This window comes from Pseudomonas sp. NPDC088414 (assembly GCF_044753325.1).
In the GTDB taxonomy this organism is placed as follows: Bacteria; Pseudomonadota; Gammaproteobacteria; order Pseudomonadales; family Pseudomonadaceae; genus Aquipseudomonas.
In genome coordinates this window covers 151,603-170,852 of sequence record NZ_JBIVMY010000008.1, presented here as the reverse complement: position 1 = coordinate 170,852, position 19,250 = coordinate 151,603, and the positions used below count along the sequence as shown (strand labels likewise).

The following is a 19,250-nucleotide window of genomic DNA, read 5'->3' as shown; positions in this document are numbered from 1 at the left end:
TGATGATCCGCATAAATGGCCCCAAAAATCGCGTGCGTGTATGATACACGGCGTCAAGCTAATTAGCTAAATCCGTGGGGTTTTTTTCATGCAAGCGTATCAGCGCGATTTCATTCGTTTTGCCATCGATCGCGGCGTTTTGCGCTTCGGTGAGTTCACCCTGAAGTCCGGGCGCACCAGTCCTTACTTCTTCAATGCCGGCCTGTTCAACTCGGGTTCGGCCCTGGCGCAGCTGGGGCGTTTCTACGCGGCAGCCATCGCCGAAAGCGGCATTCCTTTCGACGTATTGTTTGGCCCGGCCTACAAAGGCATCCCGCTGGCAGCCACTACCGCTGTCGCGCTGGCTGAACATCACGACCGTGACCTGCCGTGGTGCTTCAACCGCAAAGAAGCCAAGGCTCACGGCGAAGGCGGCAGCCTGGTCGGCGCTCCACTGACCGGTGACGTGCTGATCATCGACGACGTGATCACCGCTGGCACCGCGATCCGCGAAGTGATGCAGATCATCGCTTCTCAGGACGGCGCCAAGGCCGCCGGCGTGCTGATCGCCCTGAACCGTCAGGAGCGTGGCAACGGTGAGTTGTCGGCGATCCAGGAAGTCGAGCGTGATTTCGGTATTCCGGTGATCAGCATCGTTTCGCTGAACCAGGTGCTGGAATTCCTCGCCGACGATCCGCAGCTCAAGCAGCATCTGCCCGCCGTGGAAGCGTACCGCGCCCAGTTCGGCGTCTGATGGCCTAGGCGCTTTTGTGGCGAGGGAGCTTGCTCCCGCTTGAGTGCGGCAGCGCTCACAATATTTTGGGGCCGCTTCGCAGCCCAGCGGGAGCAAGCTCCCTCGCCACAAGTGATTTACAGTGGAAGACCCCGTTCAGTCAGGCTGAACGGGGTCTTTTGTTTGAGGTTTAACGCAGCTTTCGCCATTTTTTCAGCAGTTTAAGGGTCAACTCTATGTTGATCAGCGCAAACGCCAGCAACGCCAGCACCACCATCACATACAACGTGCGATCAACATCAAAATCCCACAGATCCAGCGTGCTGCTGCGAATTATCCGCACCGCAGCCGGCAAGTTGACGTAAAACAGCACCGTAAACGCGCACGTCAGCGGCAGCGCTCGCGAATAAAACGCCTTCCATACTTTCTCTCGACTGCGCCTGCGGTTCTGTGGGCCGAATTGATATTCATCCAGTGCCAACGCTTCACTGAGCGTCGGCCAGGCCAGGTTGAACAGAAAAGTGGTCAGGGTCAGCAGCAAGCCGCTGACCGCGACGATGTCACTGAACGGCATTGAGCCCCAGCGTTGTGCACAACAGATCGTGAGAGTCCTCGCTGATCTCGAACTGTCCGGCGCTGCCTTTGCGCTTGATGATAGGTTTGAACGTTGGTTCGTTTTGCGTGATCAGCATGTTCAGCTCATCGCGAATCACGTCCGAACTGATGACCACCAGATAGACATCTTTCGCGTGCTCCGCAGAGGCGACGACCGCACGCATGCTGTGCTGCAGGATGTCGTCGAGCTGATTGCGAAAGCGCGACACGGTGTTTTTCAGCAGGGTCTTGCTTTGGCTTTGAGTCAGCTGAAAGATCGTCGAGATTTGCGATTCCGTCGGTAGAGTCTGTCCGAAGTAGCTTTGAATCAGGTACAGCAGGCGATCCTGCTTGGCCTCATCGGCCCGGCTGGGCATTCCGCCCTCGACCAGCATTTTCAGGTATTCGGTCAGACTGGCCTTGGCGATGCGCTGAAGGGCGTTGGCAATTTCCGCGTCGCCGATACGCAGGGTCTTCTTGACCGGTTCCTTTTGTTCCTGCTCGAAAGCGTCCGCGTCGATATTGAAAGATATCTGCATGGCTCGTCTCCCTTGGTTATTTGGAAGACTGGCCCGGATACGGATCGGCAGCAGCGTCGCCCTGGCCCGTCAGGATGTTCCAGCCATTGAGCACATGGGTGCTGGGTTGGTAGTCAGGGCAGGGCGGCAGTGAAGTTTTCGACTGGTTGGAATACTCGCGTCCGCAGTCTGCACATTCATAGGTGCCTGCGGAAACATCGCTGCCGTACGGTACGTGGTCTTTTTGCATGGGGAAGATCTCCTGTGGGTTCAGGGAAGATCCTAGGGCGATTTGTTCTTAGGAGATGTCGGACGTTTCGCTGAGTGGAGTCAGACGCTTCTTGCAGGCGTAAAAAAGATCGCAGACTTCGTCAGCTCCTAGAGAAATTTCATACAAACGAAATTTGCTTTTGCAGGAGCTGCCGCAGGCTGCGATCTTTTGCGTTTCAGCTATCAGTGACGCTTGCGATTGCTGATCAGCGTGCCCACACCGGTGTCGGTAAAGATTTCCAGCAGGATCGCATTGGGTACGCGGCCATCGATGATCAGCGAGCTGCCAACGCCGCCCTGAACCGCTTCCAGTGCGCAGCGGATCTTTGGCAGCATGCCGCCGTAGATGGTGCCGTCGGCGATCAGGTCGTCGACCTGCTGGGTGCTCAGGCCGGTCAACACGGTGCCGGACTTGTCCATCAGGCCGGCGATGTTGGTCAGCAGCATCAGCTTCTCGGCTTTCAGCGCTTCAGCGACCTTGCCGGCCACCAGGTCGGCGTTGATGTTGTACGACTCGCCGTTCTCACCCACGCCGATCGGCGCAATCACCGGGATGAAGTTGCCTTTGACCAGCAGGTTCAGCAGTTCGGTGTTGATCCCGACCACTTCACCGACCTGACCGATGTCGATGATTTCCGGCTGGGTCATCTCCGGGGTCTGACGGGTGACGGTCAGTTTCTTCGCCCGAATCAGCCCGGCGTCTTTACCGGTCAGGCCGATGGCGCTGCCGCCGTGACGGTTGATCAGGTTGACGATGCTTTTGTTGACCTGACCACCGAGGACCATTTCCACCACGTCCATGGTCGCGGCGTCGGTGACGCGCATGCCGTCGACGAAGTGGCTTTCGATTGACAGACGCTTGAGCAGATCACCGATCTGCGGGCCGCCACCGTGAACCACCACCGGGTTGATGCCCACGGCCTTCATCAAGACGATGTCGCGGGCGAAGCCGGTTTTCAGCTCCTCGCTTTCCATCGCGTTGCCGCCGTATTTGATCACCAGGGTCTTGCCGACATAACGTCGGATGTAAGGCAACGCTTCGGACAGGACCTGGGCGGTGTGGGCGGCGGCTTCGCGTTCGAGGGTCATTCAGGGCTCCGGGTGAATCAGAACGGTAGTTGGAGATCAGGTGCGACGCGTTTCAGTTGGGCGTGGAACACAGCCTTGATACGCGCAAGTTCTGCCTCGTCATCGGCCTCGAAACGCAGCACCAGCACCGGTGTGGTGTTGGACGCGCGCACCAGGCCCCAGCCTTTGGCGTAATCGACTCGCACGCCGTCGATGGTGGTCAGGTCGGCGCCTGCGCCCCACTGTGCGTCGTGCAGTGCATCAATGATGCTGAATTTGCTCTCTTCGGTCACATGGATATTGATTTCCGGCGTAGAAATATCGTTCGGGAAGGTCGCAAACAGCTCTTCGGCGGTGGATTTTTCCTGGCTGAGGATCTCCAGCAACCGTGCGGCGCTGTAAATACCGTCGTCGAAACCGAACCAGCGCTCCTTGAAGAAGATGTGCCCGCTCATCTCACCGGCCAATAGAGCACCGGATTGTTTCATTTTCTTTTTGATCAACGAATGGCCAGTCTTCCACATTAGCGGGCGACCACCGTATTCCTTGATCAGCGGCACCAGGCGGCGGGTGCATTTGACGTCGAAGATGATTTCCGCGTCCGGGTTGCGCGCCACCACGTCGCGGGCAAACAGCATCAGCAGGCGATCCGGGTAGACAATGCTGCCGGTATTGGTCACTACGCCGACGCGGTCGCCATCGCCGTCGAACGCCAGGCCGAGGTCGGCGTTGGTTTCCTTGACCTTGGCGATCAGGTCGACGAGGTTCTCGGGCTTGCCCGGGTCCGGGTGATGGTTGGGGAAGTTGCCGTCGACTTCGCAGAACAGCGGAATGACTTCGCAGTTCAGCGCCTCGATCAGTTGCGGGGCAATCACGCCGGCCGCGCCGTTGCCGCAGTCGACCACGACTTTCAGGCGTCGGGCCAGTTTGACGTCCCGGATGATTTCGGTGGTGTAGCGGTCGAGGATTTCGACCTGAGTCACGCTGCCCTGACCGCTGGTCAGGTCGTTGGTCTTGATGCGCTCGTGCAGCACCTGAATCTGCTCGTTGGCGAGGGTGTCGCCGGCGATCACGATCTTGAAGCCGTTGTAGTTCGACGGGTTATGGCTGCCGGTGAGCATTACCCCGGATTTGCCGGCCAATACGTTCGCCGCGTAATACAGCGCAGGCGTCGGGACCAGGCCGACGTCGCTGACGTGGCAGCCGCTTTCGGCAATACCGCGGATCAGTTCTGCAACCAGCTCCGGGCCGGACAGGCGGCCGTCGCGACCGACGGAAACGTTCGGTTCGCCCTGGGCCAGGCTCTGTGAGCCGATAGCGCGGCCGATCCAGTAGGCGGTTTCGGCATTGAGGAATTCCGGCACGGTGCCGCGAATGTCATAGGCGCGGAAGATGCTGTCAGGAAGCTTCGGGGCGATCTTGGCGGGGGTGCTCATCTGCACAAATGCTCCATCTCGAAAGTGGCGGGACACACCGACGATTCACTCGGCGGCAGGCTCAAACTGAAGGGTATGACGGCGTTTTCCACAGAGAGTTCGTGGTGTGAAAGGGCCATGACGCCTCGGCTGGCGTGGCTTGTGGCCGGCAAAACCTTGATTTACGGTGTTAAAACCTGCTGCCGATGTAGCGCATTTTTTGTGGCGAGGGAGCTTGCTCCCGCTTGGGTGCGCAGCGCCCACAAGATTTTGGGTCTGCTGCGCAGCCCAGCGGGAGCAAGCTCCCTCGCCACAATGATGTATATCCGTTTATTTGGTGCCGGTATGGCCAAATCCGCCCGCGCCGCGCTCGGTTTCGACGAACTCTTCAACCATTTCGAAATGCGCCTGCACCACCGGTACCAGCACCAGCTGCGCCAGACGCTCGCCGACGGTCATGGTGAAGTCGCTCTGACCACGGTTCCAGCACGACACCATCAGCGGGCCCTGGTAATCCGAGTCGATCAGGCCGACGAGGTTGCCCAGCACGATGCCGTGCTTGTGGCCCATGCCCGAGCGCGGCAGGATCAGTGCGGCGAGGTTCGGGTCGCCGATGTACACCGACAGACCGGTAGGGATCAGTACGGTTTCACCCGGCTTGATCACGATGTCCTGTTCCAGCATGGCGCGCAGGTCGAGGCCGGCGGAGCCCGGGGTGGCGTATTGCGGCAGCGGGAATTCAGTGCCGATGCGTGGGTCGAGGATCTTGGCTTGCAAAGCGTGCATGTAAATTAAACCTGGTTCAGACGTTCGGCGATAAAAGTGACCAGTTGGCGAGCGATCTTGCTCTTGCTGGTCTGGGCGAAAACAGTGGCGTGAAGCTCACGGTCGATCACGCTGCAGGCGTTTTCTTCGCTGTTGAAACCGATGCTCGGGTTGGCGACGTCGTTGGCGACGATCAGATCGAGATTCTTGTCTTTCAGCTTGCGTGCAGCGTAGTCGAGCAAATGTTCGGTCTCGGCGGCAAAGCCGACACTGAACGGACGGTCGGGGCGGGTCGCGATGGTGGCCAGGATGTCCGGGTTGCGCACCATTTGCAGGACGAAGCCGTCGCCGCTTGTAGGGTCTTTCTTGAGTTTTTGCGGGGCAACGACTTCCGGGCGGTAGTCCGCCACTGCTGCCGAGGCGATGAACACATCGCACGGGATCGCAGATTCGCACGCTGCGAGCATGTCGCGGGCACTGACCACGTCGATGCGCGTGACGCGATCCGGCGTCGGCAGGTGCACCGGGCCGCTGATCAGCGTGACGCGGGCGCCGGCTTCCACCGCGGCTTCAGCGAGGGCGAAGCCCATTTTTCCGGAGCTGTGGTTGGTGATGTAGCGCACCGGGTCGATGTTTTCCTGAGTCGGGCCAGCGGTGATCACCACGTGCTTGCCGGTCAGCGCCTGACGCTGGAAGCAATCCGCCGCGCACTGCGCCAGATCGGTGGCTTCCATCATCCGGCCCATGCCGACGTCGCCACAGGCCTGACTGCCGGAGGCCGGGCCGAAGGTCTTCAGGCCACGGCTTTCCAGAAGTTGCAGGTTGGCCTGGGTTGCCGGATCGCGCCACATCGCCTGATTCATGGCCGGCGCGACCGCCACCACGGCGTCGGTGGCCAGCACCAGGGTGGTCAGCAAATCGTTGGCAATGCCTTGGGCCAGACGGGCGATCAGGTCGGCGGTGGCGGGGGCGATCAAAACCAGATCGGCCCACTTGGCCAGCTCGATGTGGCCCATGGCCGCTTCGGCGGCCGGGTCGAGCAAGTCGAGGTGAACCGGGTGCCCGGACAGCGCTTGCATGGTCAGCGGGGTGATGAACTCGGCGCCGCCATGGGTCATGACCACGCGCACTTCGGCGCCCTGGTCGATCAGGCGACGAACCAGATCGGCGCTCTTGTAGGCCGCAATGCCGCCGCCGACGCCCAGAACGATGCGTTTCCGATACAGCCGCTGCATAGGTCTGCCTTTCATTTCGTGGGTGACATACGTGGCGAAACCCCCTCCCCAGGGTGAATTCGCCCGCAAAAAAGATGGGCTACGATATCACAGCGACCGCTACGGAACAGCGGCGCCCACAGACAAGGAATGTGTATGAGTATTCGCGATTGGCCTGCGGCGGAACGGCCGCGGGAACGGTTATTGGAACAAGGTTCGGCGAGTCTTTCGGACGCCGAGTTGCTGGCAATATTTTTGCGCACTGGAGTGGCGGGAAAAAGCGCAGTAGATCTGGCGCGACATCTGTTGAATCAGTTTGGCAGTCTACGTTTGCTGCTTGAGGCCGATCTGGAAGCATTCAGCAGAGAGTTGGGCCTGGGGCCTGCAAAATTTGCCCAGTTGCAGGCCGCTCAGGAAATGAACAGGCGGCACCTGGCCGAGCGTTCACGCGAAAAAACGGCGCTGGAAAACCCGAAAGCCGTTCGCGATTACCTGAAATCCATGCTGCGCCACGAGCCACACGAGGTATTTGGCTGCCTGTTTCTCGACTCCAAGCATCAAGTGCTGACGTTCGAGGCGCTGTTTCGCGGCTCGATCGACAACACCAGCGTACATCCTCGGGAAGTGGTGAAACGCGCATTGGCCAACAACGCGGCGGCGGTGATTCTCTGTCACAACCACCCGTCGGGGAACAGCGATCCGAGCCAGGCGGATCGACAGCTGACCAAGCGCTTGCAGAAAGCGCTGGACCTGATTGATGTGCGGGTGCTGGATCACTTCATCATCGGCGACGGTGAGCCGTTGTCGATGGCGGAGTGCGGCTGGATGTAAAACGCAGAAGTGCACTCTATGTGGCGAGGGAGCTTGCTCCCGCCGGGCTGCGCAGCGGCCCTGAAAAGCTTGTGAGCGCTGCGCACTCAAGCGGGAGCAAGCTCCCTCGCCACAGAGGTTTTTCCCACAGTAACGTGGGTTATTTCAGGTTGACCTTGGAGTAGTCCTGGCGGCCAAACGGGCTCACCGAGTAACCCTGCACATCCTTGCGCGTCAGCGCATAGGCTGTCGGGTGCGCCAACGGCAGCCACAGCGCCTGCTGCTGAATCTGCGCCTGCGCCTGTTCGTACAGCTTGGTGCGCACGCCCTGTTCGCTGGTGGTCTTGCCGGCGCTGATCAGCTTGTCCAGATCGGCATTGCAGTAGCGGGCGAAGTTGGTGCCGGACTTGACCGCCGCGCAGGAAAACTGCGGCGTGAGGAAGTTGTCCGGGTCGCCGTTGTCGCCGGCCCAGCCCATGAACAGCAGGTCATGCTCGCCAGCCTTGGCGCGGCGGATCAGTTCGCCCCACTCGATCACGCGGATTTCCGCCTGAATGCCGATTTCCGCCAGATCCGATTGCAGCAATTGCGCGCCCAGACTCGGATTCGGGTTAAGCAGACTGCCGGACGGGCGGGTCCAGATGGTGGTCTGGAAGCCGTCCTTGAGTCCGGCCTTGGCCAGCAACGCCTTGGCTTTGGCCACGTCGTGCGGATAGCCCGGCAGGTTCTTCGCGTAGCTCCAGGTGTTCGGCGGGTAAGGGCCGTTGGCGGGTTCGGCGGTATCTTCGAACACGGCTTTGACGTAGTTGGCCTTGTCGAAAGCGAGGTTGATCGCCTGGCGGACTTCCGGTTTGTCCAACGGTGGGTGCTGGCTGTTGATGCCGACGAAAGCGGTCATGAACGCGTCAGTCTTTTCTACTTTCAGCGTCGGCTCTTCCTGCGCAGCCTTCACGTCCAGCGGTTTTGGCGACAGAGCGATCTGGCACTCGTTGCGCCGCAGCTTTTGCAGGCGCACGTTGGCATCCGGGGTGATGGCGAAGATCAGCGGATCGACCGCCGGCTTGCCGCCAAAGTAGTCCGGGTTGGCCCGGTAGCGCACCGAGGCGTCTTTCTGGAAGCGCGTGAACACAAACGGACCGGTGCCGATCGGCTGGCTGTTGAGCTTGTCGGTCGCATCGGCCTTGAGCAGCTTGTCCGCATATTCGGCGGAATAGATGGAGGCGAAACCCATGCTCAGGGTCGCGAGGAACGTCGAATCCGGGTGGTCGAGGGTAAAGCGCACGGTCAGCGGGTCGAGCGCGTCGATCTTCTTGATCAGCGCCGGCAACTGCATGGATTGAGCGTGCGGGAAGCCGCTTTGCGCGACTTTGTGCCATGGGTTGGCCGGATCGAGCATGCGGTCGAAGCTGAATTTGACGTCTTCAGCGGTCAGCGTACGGCTTGGTTTGAAATAGTCAGTGCTGTGAAACTTCACCTGCGGGTGCAGTTTGAACACGTAACTCAGACCGTCGGGGCTGACTTCCCAGCTATCGGCCAGGCTCGGCACGACTTTGCCGCTGGCGGTGTCGAAGTCCACCAGGCGGTTCATCAGCACGTCGGCCGAAGCGTTGGTGGTGGTCAGCGAGTTGTATTGCACCACGTCGAACCCTTCGGGGCTGGCCTCGGTGCAGACGCTCAGGGCGGCGGCCTGGGCCAGGGGGCTCAGCAGAAGCGGGGCGAGCAACAGGGGTAGGGCAGCGAGGCGCATGGTCGGCTTCCTTTACAGATCGAAGGCCATCTGCAGGTGCAGTCTGGAAAAGGGTTACCCTAGAGGGCTGGATTGCAAATGACTATCCCCTTTTTGTATTTTTGGGGCAGGTCAGTGGCATTTTTCTGACCGCGACGCACTGCGAAAAGTCAGAAACGTCGGTAAGGGCGGTTTTCTGCGACGAGTGGTCAAAACTCGCCTCAGCCTTTATCCAAAGCGTCCGCAGGTGGAAAATGCGCCTTTTTGCCGGTTGATTGCACATCCATTGTTGTTGCACCCCGGTCTTTCTGGTATAAAGCAGCGCTCTTTTCTAGGGGCCCGGTTCCTTCACTGTAGGTGTAGCCGGTAAGACCTCTAAAGAAACGCGGCGCCTGGCGCCAAATGACTGAGAGATTAAGCGGCCAACCCATGCCGGGTTGGGCATGTGGTTTTAGAGGGCTGAGGCATGTCGAGAGTATGTCAAGTTACCGGTAAGGGTCCGGTAACCGGGAATAACATTTCCCACGCAAACAACAAAACCCGTCGTCGTTTCCTGCCGAACCTGCAGCATCACCGCTTCTGGGTTGAAGAAGAGAAACGTTTTGTGCGTCTGCGCGTATCTGCCAAAGGCATGCGCATCATCGACAAGCGTGGCATCAGTGTCGTGCTCGCCGAACTTCGCCGCGATGGCAAGATTTAAGGGAGCTAATCATGCGTGAATTGATTCGTTTGATCTCGAGCGCCGGTACTGGTCACTTCTACACTACCGACAAGAACAAGCGTACTACTCCGGACAAAATCGAGATCAAGAAATATGATCCGGTTGTTCGCAAGCACGTGATCTACAAGGAAGGCAAAATCAAGTAATTGATTTTTCCCGACTTACGAAAAAGGCCCGTATCTCACGATACGGGCCTTTTTTGTTGCCTCGGATTTCTGCGGTATCCGGCCGAGCCTCATCGCTGGCAAGCCAGCTCCCACAATGATCGTCGGTATGCACAAAATTTGTTTTCACCACAAAACCTGTGGGAGCTGGCTTGCCAGCGATAGGGCCGGATCAGTCAGCGAAAATCCTCAAGCCTTCTGTTCAAAGATCACATAGATCTTGCGGCAAGCCTCCAACACTTCCCAAGTGCCACGGAAACCGGCCGGAATCACGAAGCGGTCGCCAACACGTAAGGTCTTGGCATTACCATCGCCGTCGCGCAGCACCGAAACCCCCTGCAGGATTTCGCAATATTCATGTTCGGTGTAGTTCACCGTCCACTGCCCGACCGCGCCTTCCCACACGCCAACACCCATTTGCCCACAAGGGCTGTCGTACTGGTTGAACACCGCTTGCTCTGGGTCGCCCTTGAGCACTTTGGCCGGGTCGGGGCGATAGCGTTCGGCTTCGCTGCTGGTCAGGCTGATATCGACGACGTTCTGGATGTTCATTGTTGTTTTCTCCCGTGATGACGGCGCGGTGGCTTGAAAGGGCCAAAGTCTATGTTTATTAAAATGAACACCGCAAGGGCGTATGGCGCGCTTATGTCAAATATATTGAAACAACCCCGGCCGCTGGTTTAGGGTGGCGGGTGCCCTGGGCCGAAAAGCAGGCTGGCCGGGCAGCATTCCTGAAGACGACCGCGCAGAACGCGGCGCTCTATTCAACAAGAGGAGGACACTCGAATGACCACCCTGACTCGTGCCGACTGGGAACAACGTGCTCGCGACCTGAAGATCGAAGGCCGCGCCTACCTCAACGGTGAATACACCGACGCCGTCTCCGGCGAAACCTTCGAGTGCATCAGCCCGGTCGATGGCCGTCTGCTGGGCAAGATCGCCAGCTGTGACGCCGCCGACGCCCAGCGCGCCGTGGAAAACGCCCGCGCCACCTTCAATTCCGGCGTCTGGTCGCGCCTGGCGCCGACCAAGCGCAAAGCCACCATGATTCGTTTCGCCAGCCTGCTCAAGCAGCACGCTGAAGAACTGGCGCTGCTCGAAACCCTCGACATGGGCAAGCCGATCAGCGACTCGCTGTACATCGACGTCCCGGGCGCGGCGCAAGCGCTGAGCTGGAGCGGTGAGGCGATCGACAAGATCTACGACGAAGTCGCCGCCACGCCGCACGATCAACTGGGTCTGGTGACCCGCGAGCCGGTGGGCGTGGTCGGTGCCATCGTGCCGTGGAACTTCCCGCTGATGATGGCCTGCTGGAAACTCGGCCCGGCGCTGTCGACCGGTAACTCGGTGATCCTCAAGCCGTCGGAAAAATCCCCGCTGACCGCGATCCGCATCGCTGCGCTGGCCGTTGAGGCCGGCATTCCGAAAGGCGTGCTCAACGTGCTGCCGGGCTACGGCCACACCGTTGGCAAGGCGCTGGCGCTGCACAATGACGTCGACACGCTGGTGTTCACCGGTTCGACCAAGATCGCCAAGCAGCTGATGATCTACTCCGGCGAATCGAACATGAAGCGCGTGTGGCTGGAAGCCGGCGGCAAGAGCCCGAACATCGTCTTCGCCGATGCGCCGGACCTGCAAGCCGCTGCCGAATCCGCCGCCAGCGCCATCGCCTTCAACCAGGGCGAAGTGTGCACCGCCGGTTCGCGTCTGCTGGTCGAGCGTTCGATCAAGGACAAATTCCTGCCGATGGTGATCGAGGCGCTGAAAACCTGGAAGCCGGGCAACCCGCTGGATCCGGCGACCAACGTCGGTGCGCTGGTCGATACCCAGCAGATGAACACCGTGCTGTCGTACATCGAATCCGGTCACACCGACGGCGCCAAACTGGTGGCGGGCGGCAAGCGCATCCTTCAGGAAACCGGTGGCACTTACGTCGAGCCGACGATTTTCGACGGCGTGAGCAACGCGATGAAGATCGCCCAGGAAGAGATCTTCGGCCCGGTGCTGTCGGTCATCGCCTTCGATACCGCCGAAGAAGCGATCCAGATCGCCAACGACACGCCGTATGGCCTGGCCGCTGCGGTCTGGACTCAGGACATTTCCAAGGCGCACCTGACGGCCAAAGCGCTGCGCGCCGGCAGCGTGTGGGTCAACCAGTACGACGGCGGTGACATGACCGCGCCGTTCGGCGGCTTCAAGCAGTCGGGCAACGGTCGCGACAAGTCGCTGCACGCGTTCGACAAGTACACCGAGCTGAAGGCGACGTGGATCAAGCTGTAAGCCATTGAAAGGAGCCTGACTCGGTCAGGCTCCCGGACATACAGAGATCCCCTGTGGGAGCAAGTCTCTGTGGTGAGGGGATTTATCCCCGATCGGCTGCGAAGCAGTCGCAAAACCATTGCATTTGATGGTGCAGGTTTTGAGGTCGCTGCGCGACCTGTCGGGGATGAATCCCCTCACTACAGGGTTTGCTCCCACATTTGGTTTTGTGGCGCACATAAAAATATCCACAGGAGCGTGGACCATGCGTTGGGCGACGTATTTCGCCGTGTTGGCGTCTGTCTTGAGTGTCGGTCTGGCCCTGGGGGTCAGCATGCCGCTGGTGTCGTTGCGCCTGGAGGGCTGGGGTTACGGTTCTTTTGCCATCGGTGTGATGGCGGCGATGCCGGCCATTGGCGTGTTGCTGGGGGCGAAGATTTCCAGTCATCTGGCGGCACGTTTCGGCACCGCCAACCTCATGCGCCTGTGCCTGTGGGCCGGGGCGTTGTCGATCGGCTTGCTGGCGCTGTTGCCGAGTTATCCGGTATGGCTGGTGCTGCGCCTGATGATCGGGGTGATTCTGACCATCGTATTCATCCTCGGCGAGAGCTGGATCAACCAGTTGGTAGTGGAGAACTGGCGCGGGCGCCTGGTCGCTCTGTATGGCAGCAGTTATGCATTGAGCCAACTGTCTGGTCCGCTGCTGCTGGGTGTGCTGGGTACTGAGCATGATTATGGATTCTGGGTCGGTGTCGGGTTGCTGACGGTTTCACCTTTGCTGTTGATGGGCCGCAGCGGTGCGCCGAGCAGTGAAGCCAGCAGTGTGACGTTCAGCGATCTGTGGGGGTTTGCCCGCGAGCTGCCAGCGATTGCCTGGGCGGTGTCACTGTTCGCCGCGTTCGAGGCGATGATCCTCACGCTGTTGCCGGTGTATTGCCTGCAGCAGGGCTTCACCGCCGAGATTGCGCTGGCGATGGTCAGCACGGTGGTGGTCGGTGACGCGCTGCTGCAACTGCCGATCGGTGCGCTGGCGGATTACCTGTCGCGCCGCACGTTGTTCACCGGATGCGCAGTGATCCTGATGCTGTCGAGCCTGGCGATTCCGCTGTTGATCGACACGCTGCTGATCTGGCCGTTGTGGGTGTTGTTCGGGGCCAGTGCCGGTGGCTTGTTCACTCTGTCGCTGATCCTGATCGGCGAGCGTTATCGCGACGATGCGCTGGTGCGGGCCAATGCGCACATTGCGCAGCTGTGGGGTGTGGGTTGTCTGATCGGGCCTTTGCTGGCGGGGGCGGGCAGTCAGTGGATCAGCGGGCATGCGTTGCCGTTGTTGATGGCGGCGGGGGCGTTTGGATTGGTGATTCTGCTGATGCGCCAAGGTGCATTCGGGGCGGCGCAAACGGCTTAAGGTCAAAAGATCGCAGCCTGCGGCAGCTCCTACACTGGAATGCGTTTTCCCTGTAGGAGCTGCCGCAGGCTGCGATCTTTTGCTTTTTAAAGCATCCGCTCAAGACCGACAGTGGTGCTGAACCACGCATTGAAGCGCCGCCACCAACTCCCCGGTTCCTTGCTCAGCGTGTGCAACTGGCCGTTGTCCTCGGTCAACCAGACGATCTTGCCATCCTGCAGTTTCGCCTGATAACTCAGGGCCGGCGCCATGCCTTGCAGCGCCAGTTCGCGCACATGTTCGGCCAGTTCCGGGCTGTCCACCAGAACCCCGACTTCGGTGTTCCACAACACCGAGCGCGGGTCGAAATTGAACGAGCCGATGAATGCTTTTTGCCGGTCGAAAATCATCGCCTTGCTGTGCAGACTGGAATCCGAACCACGAAACGACTTGCTGTAGAACAGATGCGGGCCGCTGCCATAGTTATCCCCAGGCTGACGGCGCAGCTCATACAGTTTTACCCCGTGCTCCAGCAGCGCCTTGCGATACGGCGCATAACCACCGTGTACCGCCGGCACATCGGTGGCTTCCAGTGAGTTGGTCAGCAGGTTCACCGAGACCCCGGCATCGGCACGCCCGGTCAGGTACACCAGCCCCGGCTGGCCGGGCACGAAGTACGCCGAAATCATGATCAGCTCTTTGCTGACGCCGCGCAGCTCCGGCGCCAGTTGCGTGGTCAGCAGCAGTTGCGGATCCGGCTCGTCCTTGGCCAGCACCTTGCTCGGCGCGTCCCATAGCGCCTGGTTCCAGGCCCAGATCAGCTCTTTGCGCCAGATATCCATGCGTGGCGCGGTCTTGAACGTCATCAACTGCTGATACAGCGCATGGTTCTGTTTGCGGGTTTCCTTCAGCGACTCTTCCAGGCGCGTGCGGGTGTTCTGCAGGTCCTTGGCGCTCGGCTGGCTGGAGAGGAATTCGTCGATCGGCTTGCTCAGCGCGCTGTTCCAGTACTGGTCGAAACTGTGCCCGAGCTGCTCGGCCACAGGTCCCACGCTGAGCATGTCGATGTCGGTGAAATTAAGGTTCGGCTCGGCATCGAAATATTCGTCGCCCAGATTGCGTCCGCCGACGATCGCCACGCTGTTGTCCGCCAGCCACAACTTGTTGTGCATGCGCCGGTGTTGCAGCGACAGATTGAACAGGCGTCCGGCGGCGCGGGTCACGCCAGTGCTGCGGCCCAGGTGCAGCGGATTGAACAGGCGAATCTGGATCTGTGGGTGCGCCGCCAGCGTGGCGATGATCGTGTCCAGACCATCGCTGGTGGTGTCGTCGAGCAGGATGCGTACGCGCACGCCACGGTCGGCGGCCTTGAGCAGTTCCTCCACCAGCATCCGCGTGCTGACGCCGTCGTGGACGATGTAGTACTGCAAGTCGAGGCTGGTTTGTGCATTGCGGATCAGCTCGGCGCGAGCGGTGAACGCCTCGGTGCTGTTGGACAGCAAGCGGAAGCCGGAACGGCCCTGATAGGGCGCGGCCTGGGCCTGGATAGAGCGGCCGAAGCTGGACTTCGCCGCCGGCAAGGCCTGGCTCGGCTCACGGGGTACATCAAGGCTGGCGCAGCCGCTCAGGAGCGAGGCGAACATCAGCAAAGCGAGTAGGGGCTGTCTGAAGCTCACGTAGGAACGTTCCGGTCGGCTGCAAAGGTCGGCATATGGACGCTGATCACTGGAAAAAGGTCAGTCGGTTTCGGCCAGCAATCTGATTGCTGCTGCGCCGACCTTGCGCACCGCTTCTTCGATCTGCGGTGTCGGTTTGGCAGCGTAGTTCATTCGCAGGCAATTGCGGTACTTGCCCGAGGCGGAAAAGATGCTGCCCACGGCAATCTGTACGCCTTGGTCATGCAACGCACGATTGAGTTTCAGCGTATCGAAACCTTCCGGCAATTCGACCCAGAGCATGAAGCTGCCCTGTGGACGGCTGGCGCGAGTGCCGGCCGGGAAGTAGCGGGTGACCCAGTCGATCATGACGTCGCGATTGCGCTGATATTGAGTGCGCATCCGCCGCAAGTGTGGTTCGAAGTAGCCACCCTTGAGAAATTCGGCAATGGCAATTTGTGGCTGTGGCGCGGTGGAGCCGGTGCTGATGTATTTCATGTGCAGCACCCGTTCCAGATACCGTCCCGGCGCGACCCAACCAATGCGCAGTCCTGGCGCCAGGGTTTTGGAAAACGAACTGCACAGCAATACGCGGCCGTCCTCGTCGAAGGATTTGATCGTGCGCGGACGTGGGTAGGTGTAGGCCAGTTCGCCATACACATCGTCTTCGATGATCGCCACGTCGTAGCGTTGCGCAAGGTTGAGCAGGGCGCGTTTGCGCGACTCCGGCATGATGTAGCCGAGCGGGTTGTTGCAGTTGGGCGTGATCTGGATGACCTTGATCGGCCACTGCTCCAGCGCCAGTTCCAGCGCTTCGAGGCTGATGCCGGTCAATGGATCGGTGGGGATTTCCAGGGCTTTCATGCCCAGCCCTTTGAGCGTCTGCATGGCGCCATGAAAGCTCGGCGAATCCACCGCGACGATGTCGCCCGGCTCGCAGATCGCGTGGATGCTGGTGGACAGCGCTTCGTGACAACCGGTGGTGATCACCAGGTCGCTGGCGCTCAACTGGCAGCCGGAATCGAGCATCAGTCGGGCGATCTGTTCGCGCAGTTCGAGGGTGCCGTGGATGTTGTCGTAATACAGACCGGGCATGTCCTGGCGGCGGCTGATCCGCGCCAGTCCGCGCAGCAGCGGTTTCAGGGTGGGCGTGGTCACGTCGGGCATGCCGCGACCCAGTTGCACCACGTCCTTGCGCGGCACCGCGCGAATCAGCTCCAGCACCTGATCCCACTGCGAAATCTCCACCGGCCGCTGCGCCGGACGCCCGACCGCAGGCAGCTCCGGCAGCTCGCGGCCCACCGGCACGAAATAGCCGGACTTGGGCTTCGGTGTCGCCAGACCACTGTCTTCAAGCATGCGATAAGCCTGCTGCACCGTGCTCAGGCTGACCCCGTGTTCTACGCTCAAGGCGCGCACCGACGGCAGGCGATCGCCAGGACGGTAGAAGCCTTGTTCGATGCGGGTGCCGAGCAGTTCGGCGAGATTCACATACAGGGTCATGGCACTGCCTCGATGCAGGTGATTCGTTAAACCAGTACAGATGCGACAGAAATCGGTGATTCAGACGCAGAAACGGCAAATCTGTATGGAGTTAATACAGATGCTTTGAATCTGTAATGTTTTTGCCGTCCCGCGCATCATGGAATCTCTGGCTACCCAAGTAAACAGGAGCGACAAAAATGAACGGCTTGAGCGATGTGCGGCTGACGTTACACAGTCAGGAACTGGCGGCAGGGCAGGAGGACAGTGCATGGAATAGCGCCATGCGCAACGCGCCGTCCGGCCTGAGTCGCTGGGGCCTGTTCTGGCATCGTCTGCACACGCGCAAGGCGCTGTTGAACCTGACGCCGGAGCAGCTCAAGGACGTCGGGTTGACCCGGGAGCAGGCGCAGGAGGAGGGGTTGAAACCGTTCTGGCGGCTGTAACCTGATTTTGGAAATGCATTCCCTCTGTAGGAGCTGCCGCAGGCTGCGATCTTTTGATCTTCAAAAACAAAATCAAAAGATCGCAGCCTGCGGCAGCTCCTACAAGGGCAGCGTTTTTCAGACCAGCTCTTTGAGCCGATGCCACAACATCCCCAACGCCAGCAACGGCGAGCGCAGATGCTTGCCGCCGGGGAAGGTGATGTGCGGCACCTTGGCAAACAGATCGAACCCGCCGCTGTGTTGCCCGCTGATCGCCTCGGCCAGCAGTTTGCCCGCCAGGTGCGTGGCATTCACGCCGTGCCCGGAATAGGCCTGGGCGTAATACACGTTCGGCTGATCAGCGAGACGGCCAATCTGCGGCAGACGGTTGGCGCCGATGCCGATCATCCCGCCCCATTGATAGTCGATCTTCACGCCTGCCAGCTGCGGGAACACTTCGAGCATCTTCGGCTGCATGTAGGCGCCGATGTCTTTCGGATCGCGCCCCGAGTAATGACACGCGCCGCCGAACAGCAGACGTCGATCGGCCGAGAGCCGGTAGTAATCCAGCGCCACGCGCTGGTCGCAGACTGCCATGTTTTGCGGCAGCAGGCTATGCGCCAGTTCTGCGGAAAGCGGTTCGGTCGCGATGATGTAACTGCCGGCGGGCAGTACTTTGCCGCTCAGTTGCGGGTTGAGACCGTTGAGATAAGCGTTGCAGCCCAGCACCAGGGTTTTCGCCCGCACTGAACCTTGAGCAGTGTGTACGCGAATCTCGGGGCCGTAGTCGATGCGGGTGACGGCCGACTGTTCAAACAGTTTGACGCCCATTTGTTGCGCAGCAGCGGCTTCACCCAGCGCCAGATTCAGCGGATGCAAATGCCCGGAACCCATGTCGATCAAGCCGCCGACATAACGCTTGGAGCCGACCACGGTGTGCATCTCGTTGGCCTGGAGCAGACGGGTTTCGTAGCGATAGCCAAGACTGCGCAGCTCTTCGGCGTCTTCGGCAAAGCCTTCGAGATCGGCAGGCTTGTTGGCGAGATCGCAGTAGCCCCAAGTCAGATCGCACTGGATCTGGAAACGCTCGACGCGCCGGCGGACGATTTCCACCGCTTCCAGGCCCATCAGTTTCATCTGGCGCACGCCGTCGGCACCGATAATGTTGGCGAACTGATCGAGGCCGTGACCGACCCCGCGAATCAACTGTCCGCCGTTACGGCCGCTGGCGCCCCAGCCGATGCGGTGCGCTTCCAGCAATACCACGCTGAGGCCGCGTTCAGCCAGTTCCAGCGCGGTGTTCAACCCCGAGAAGCCACCGCCGACCACGCACACGTCGGCAATCACTTCGCCTTGCAGCACCGGATGGTCAGGCTGTGGCAGGCTGCTGGCGGCATAGTAAGAGGCAACGTGGGGTTGGCTCGCGAAGGTTCGGGCGCGGGCATTCATGGGCATCGTCCAACGGCTGAGTGTCGAGAAAATTTGACGGAGCATAAGCCGCACGCCCGAAGACGGGCAACACTGGTCGGCCATTGCTGTCTGGATCACGGCGTTTGCGGCACAATTGCCGCCTATTTCATGTGGGTTACTGTTTCGATGAGCTGCAACAGCCAGAAAATCCGCACCCTGCGTCAGCAGATCCCCTCATTCGAGTGCGTGCACGGCTGCCATGACTGCTGTGGACCGGTGACCACTTCGCCGGAAGAAATGGCCCGCCTGCCGCGCAAGACCCGCGCCGAGCAGGATGCGGCGATGGATGAGTTGAACTGTGTGCACCTGGGGCCGAATGGCTGCACGGTGTATGGCGAGCGGCCGTTGATTTGCCGCCTGTTCGGTACCACCAAAACCCTGCCGTGTCCGAACGGGCGGGGGCCAGTGGAGTTGATTCACCCGCGCGTTGAAAAGCAGATCTTCGAGTACATGGCCTCGAATCGGCAGGTGCTGGTTTAACGCAATTGCGGTGAACCGAGTCGACCCAATCGCTGGCAAGCCAGCTCCCACAGTGATCGTTGTCGCTCACAGAATATGTGCTAACCACTGAACCTGTGGGAGCTGGCTTGCCAGC

19 protein-coding genes and 1 pseudogene are annotated in these 19,250 nt (G+C 60.3%); 8 read left to right on the top strand and 12 right to left on the bottom strand.

Features of this window, described 5'->3' with window-relative positions:
- The first annotated feature begins 88 nt into the window (after nucleotides 1-88).
- Complete coding sequence (gene pyrE / locus ACIP8I_RS10995; RefSeq protein WP_008078597.1) at nucleotides 89-733, top strand: orotate phosphoribosyltransferase; 645 nt, start codon at nucleotides 89-91, stop codon at nucleotides 731-733.
- Between the two features lie 169 nt (nucleotides 734-902).
- On the opposite strand, the gene ACIP8I_RS10990 is transcribed toward pyrE, so the two are convergent.
- From ACIP8I_RS10990 to coaBC, 7 genes and pseudogenes are all read right to left on the bottom strand, one after another.
- Nucleotides 903-1,286 carry a hypothetical protein gene (locus ACIP8I_RS10990; protein WP_400760953.1) on the bottom strand — a complete coding sequence of 128 codons (384 nt, stop codon included), beginning with the start codon at nucleotides 1,284-1,286 and terminating at the stop codon, nucleotides 903-905.
- The gene (locus tag ACIP8I_RS10985) at nucleotides 1,273-1,845 is read right to left on the bottom strand and encodes a hypothetical protein (protein ID WP_400760951.1); all 573 of its coding nucleotides are present in this window, start codon (nucleotides 1,843-1,845) and stop codon (nucleotides 1,273-1,275) included. The genes ACIP8I_RS10990 and ACIP8I_RS10985 overlap by 14 nt, the downstream gene beginning before the upstream one ends.
- A gap of 16 nt (nucleotides 1,846-1,861) precedes the next feature.
- Entirely contained in the window at nucleotides 1,862-2,074 is a 213-nt protein-coding gene (locus tag ACIP8I_RS10980) for a hypothetical protein (RefSeq protein ID WP_226500785.1), read from the bottom strand.
- A gap of 203 nt (nucleotides 2,075-2,277) precedes the next feature.
- Nucleotides 2,278-3,183: an acetylglutamate kinase gene (gene argB / locus ACIP8I_RS10975; protein WP_007962366.1), complete on the bottom strand. Its 906-nt coding sequence runs from the start codon at nucleotides 3,181-3,183 to the stop codon at nucleotides 2,278-2,280.
- Between the two features lie 17 nt (nucleotides 3,184-3,200).
- Nucleotides 3,201-4,577, bottom strand: a pseudogene (locus tag ACIP8I_RS10970) (phosphomannomutase/phosphoglucomutase); the annotation flags it as partial.
- A 330-nt stretch (nucleotides 4,578-4,907) separates the two neighbouring features.
- The gene (gene dut, locus ACIP8I_RS10965; protein ID WP_003229483.1) at nucleotides 4,908-5,363 is read right to left on the bottom strand and encodes a dUTP diphosphatase; all 456 of its coding nucleotides are present in this window, start codon (nucleotides 5,361-5,363) and stop codon (nucleotides 4,908-4,910) included.
- 5 nt (nucleotides 5,364-5,368) lie between these two features.
- A complete protein-coding gene (gene coaBC / locus ACIP8I_RS10960) occupies nucleotides 5,369-6,577 on the bottom strand; it encodes a bifunctional phosphopantothenoylcysteine decarboxylase/phosphopantothenate--cysteine ligase CoaBC (RefSeq protein WP_003229480.1) in 1,209 nt (402 codons plus the stop codon).
- Between the two features lie 135 nt (nucleotides 6,578-6,712).
- On the opposite strand from coaBC, the gene radC reads away from it, so the two are divergent.
- A complete protein-coding gene (gene radC / locus ACIP8I_RS10955; protein WP_367082053.1) occupies nucleotides 6,713-7,387 on the top strand; it encodes a DNA repair protein RadC in 675 nt (224 codons plus the stop codon).
- 139 nt (nucleotides 7,388-7,526) lie between these two features.
- Here the strand turns inward: radC and ACIP8I_RS10950 are convergent, their stop codons facing one another.
- Nucleotides 7,527-9,113, bottom strand: a complete 1,587-nt coding sequence (locus tag ACIP8I_RS10950; protein ID WP_367082051.1) for an ABC transporter substrate-binding protein — start codon at nucleotides 9,111-9,113, stop codon at nucleotides 7,527-7,529.
- Nucleotides 9,114-9,558: 445 nt separating this feature from the next.
- On the opposite strand from ACIP8I_RS10950, the gene rpmB reads away from it, so the two are divergent.
- Nucleotides 9,559-9,792 carry a 50S ribosomal protein L28 gene (gene rpmB, locus ACIP8I_RS10945; RefSeq protein WP_003229474.1) on the top strand — a complete coding sequence of 78 codons (234 nt, stop codon included), beginning with the start codon at nucleotides 9,559-9,561 and terminating at the stop codon, nucleotides 9,790-9,792.
- An 11-nt stretch (nucleotides 9,793-9,803) separates the two neighbouring features.
- Complete coding sequence (gene rpmG / locus ACIP8I_RS10940; RefSeq protein WP_003177274.1) at nucleotides 9,804-9,959, top strand: 50S ribosomal protein L33; 156 nt, start codon at nucleotides 9,804-9,806, stop codon at nucleotides 9,957-9,959.
- 207 nt (nucleotides 9,960-10,166) lie between these two features.
- Here rpmG and ACIP8I_RS10935 read toward each other — a convergent pair whose 3' ends face one another.
- Entirely contained in the window at nucleotides 10,167-10,529 is a 363-nt protein-coding gene (locus ACIP8I_RS10935; RefSeq protein ID WP_007962371.1) for a cupin domain-containing protein, read from the bottom strand.
- Between the two features lie 234 nt (nucleotides 10,530-10,763).
- Here ACIP8I_RS10935 and ACIP8I_RS10930 point away from each other — a divergent pair, with 234 nt between their 5' ends.
- The gene (locus tag ACIP8I_RS10930; RefSeq protein ID WP_053125023.1) at nucleotides 10,764-12,257 is read left to right on the top strand and encodes an aldehyde dehydrogenase; all 1,494 of its coding nucleotides are present in this window, start codon (nucleotides 10,764-10,766) and stop codon (nucleotides 12,255-12,257) included.
- Between the two features lie 244 nt (nucleotides 12,258-12,501).
- Nucleotides 12,502-13,644 carry an MFS transporter gene (locus ACIP8I_RS10925; RefSeq protein ID WP_400760945.1) on the top strand — a complete coding sequence of 381 codons (1,143 nt, stop codon included), beginning with the start codon at nucleotides 12,502-12,504 and terminating at the stop codon, nucleotides 13,642-13,644.
- An 86-nt stretch (nucleotides 13,645-13,730) separates the two neighbouring features.
- Here the strand turns inward: ACIP8I_RS10925 and ACIP8I_RS10920 are convergent, their stop codons facing one another.
- A complete protein-coding gene (locus ACIP8I_RS10920) occupies nucleotides 13,731-15,299 on the bottom strand; it encodes a phospholipase D family protein (RefSeq protein ID WP_400760942.1) in 1,569 nt (522 codons plus the stop codon).
- Nucleotides 15,300-15,359: 60 nt separating this feature from the next.
- On the bottom strand, nucleotides 15,360-16,781 hold the full coding sequence (locus ACIP8I_RS10915; RefSeq protein WP_400760940.1) for a PLP-dependent aminotransferase family protein: 1,422 nt from the start codon (nucleotides 16,779-16,781) through the stop codon (nucleotides 15,360-15,362).
- Nucleotides 16,782-16,960: 179 nt separating this feature from the next.
- Between ACIP8I_RS10915 and ACIP8I_RS10910 the strand changes: the two genes are divergently transcribed.
- Nucleotides 16,961-17,206 (top strand): DUF1127 domain-containing protein, encoded by a 246-nt coding sequence (locus ACIP8I_RS10910; RefSeq protein WP_123585857.1) that lies wholly within the window; start codon nucleotides 16,961-16,963, stop codon nucleotides 17,204-17,206.
- 117 nt (nucleotides 17,207-17,323) lie between these two features.
- On the opposite strand, the gene ACIP8I_RS10905 is transcribed toward ACIP8I_RS10910, so the two are convergent.
- On the bottom strand, nucleotides 17,324-18,634 hold the full coding sequence (locus ACIP8I_RS10905) for an NAD(P)/FAD-dependent oxidoreductase (protein WP_400760938.1): 1,311 nt from the start codon (nucleotides 18,632-18,634) through the stop codon (nucleotides 17,324-17,326).
- Between the two features lie 147 nt (nucleotides 18,635-18,781).
- On the opposite strand from ACIP8I_RS10905, the gene ACIP8I_RS10900 reads away from it, so the two are divergent.
- Nucleotides 18,782-19,135, top strand: coding sequence for a YkgJ family cysteine cluster protein (locus tag ACIP8I_RS10900; protein WP_400760936.1), 354 nt, complete (start codon nucleotides 18,782-18,784; stop codon nucleotides 19,133-19,135).
- Nucleotides 19,136-19,250: the final 115 nt, after the last annotated feature.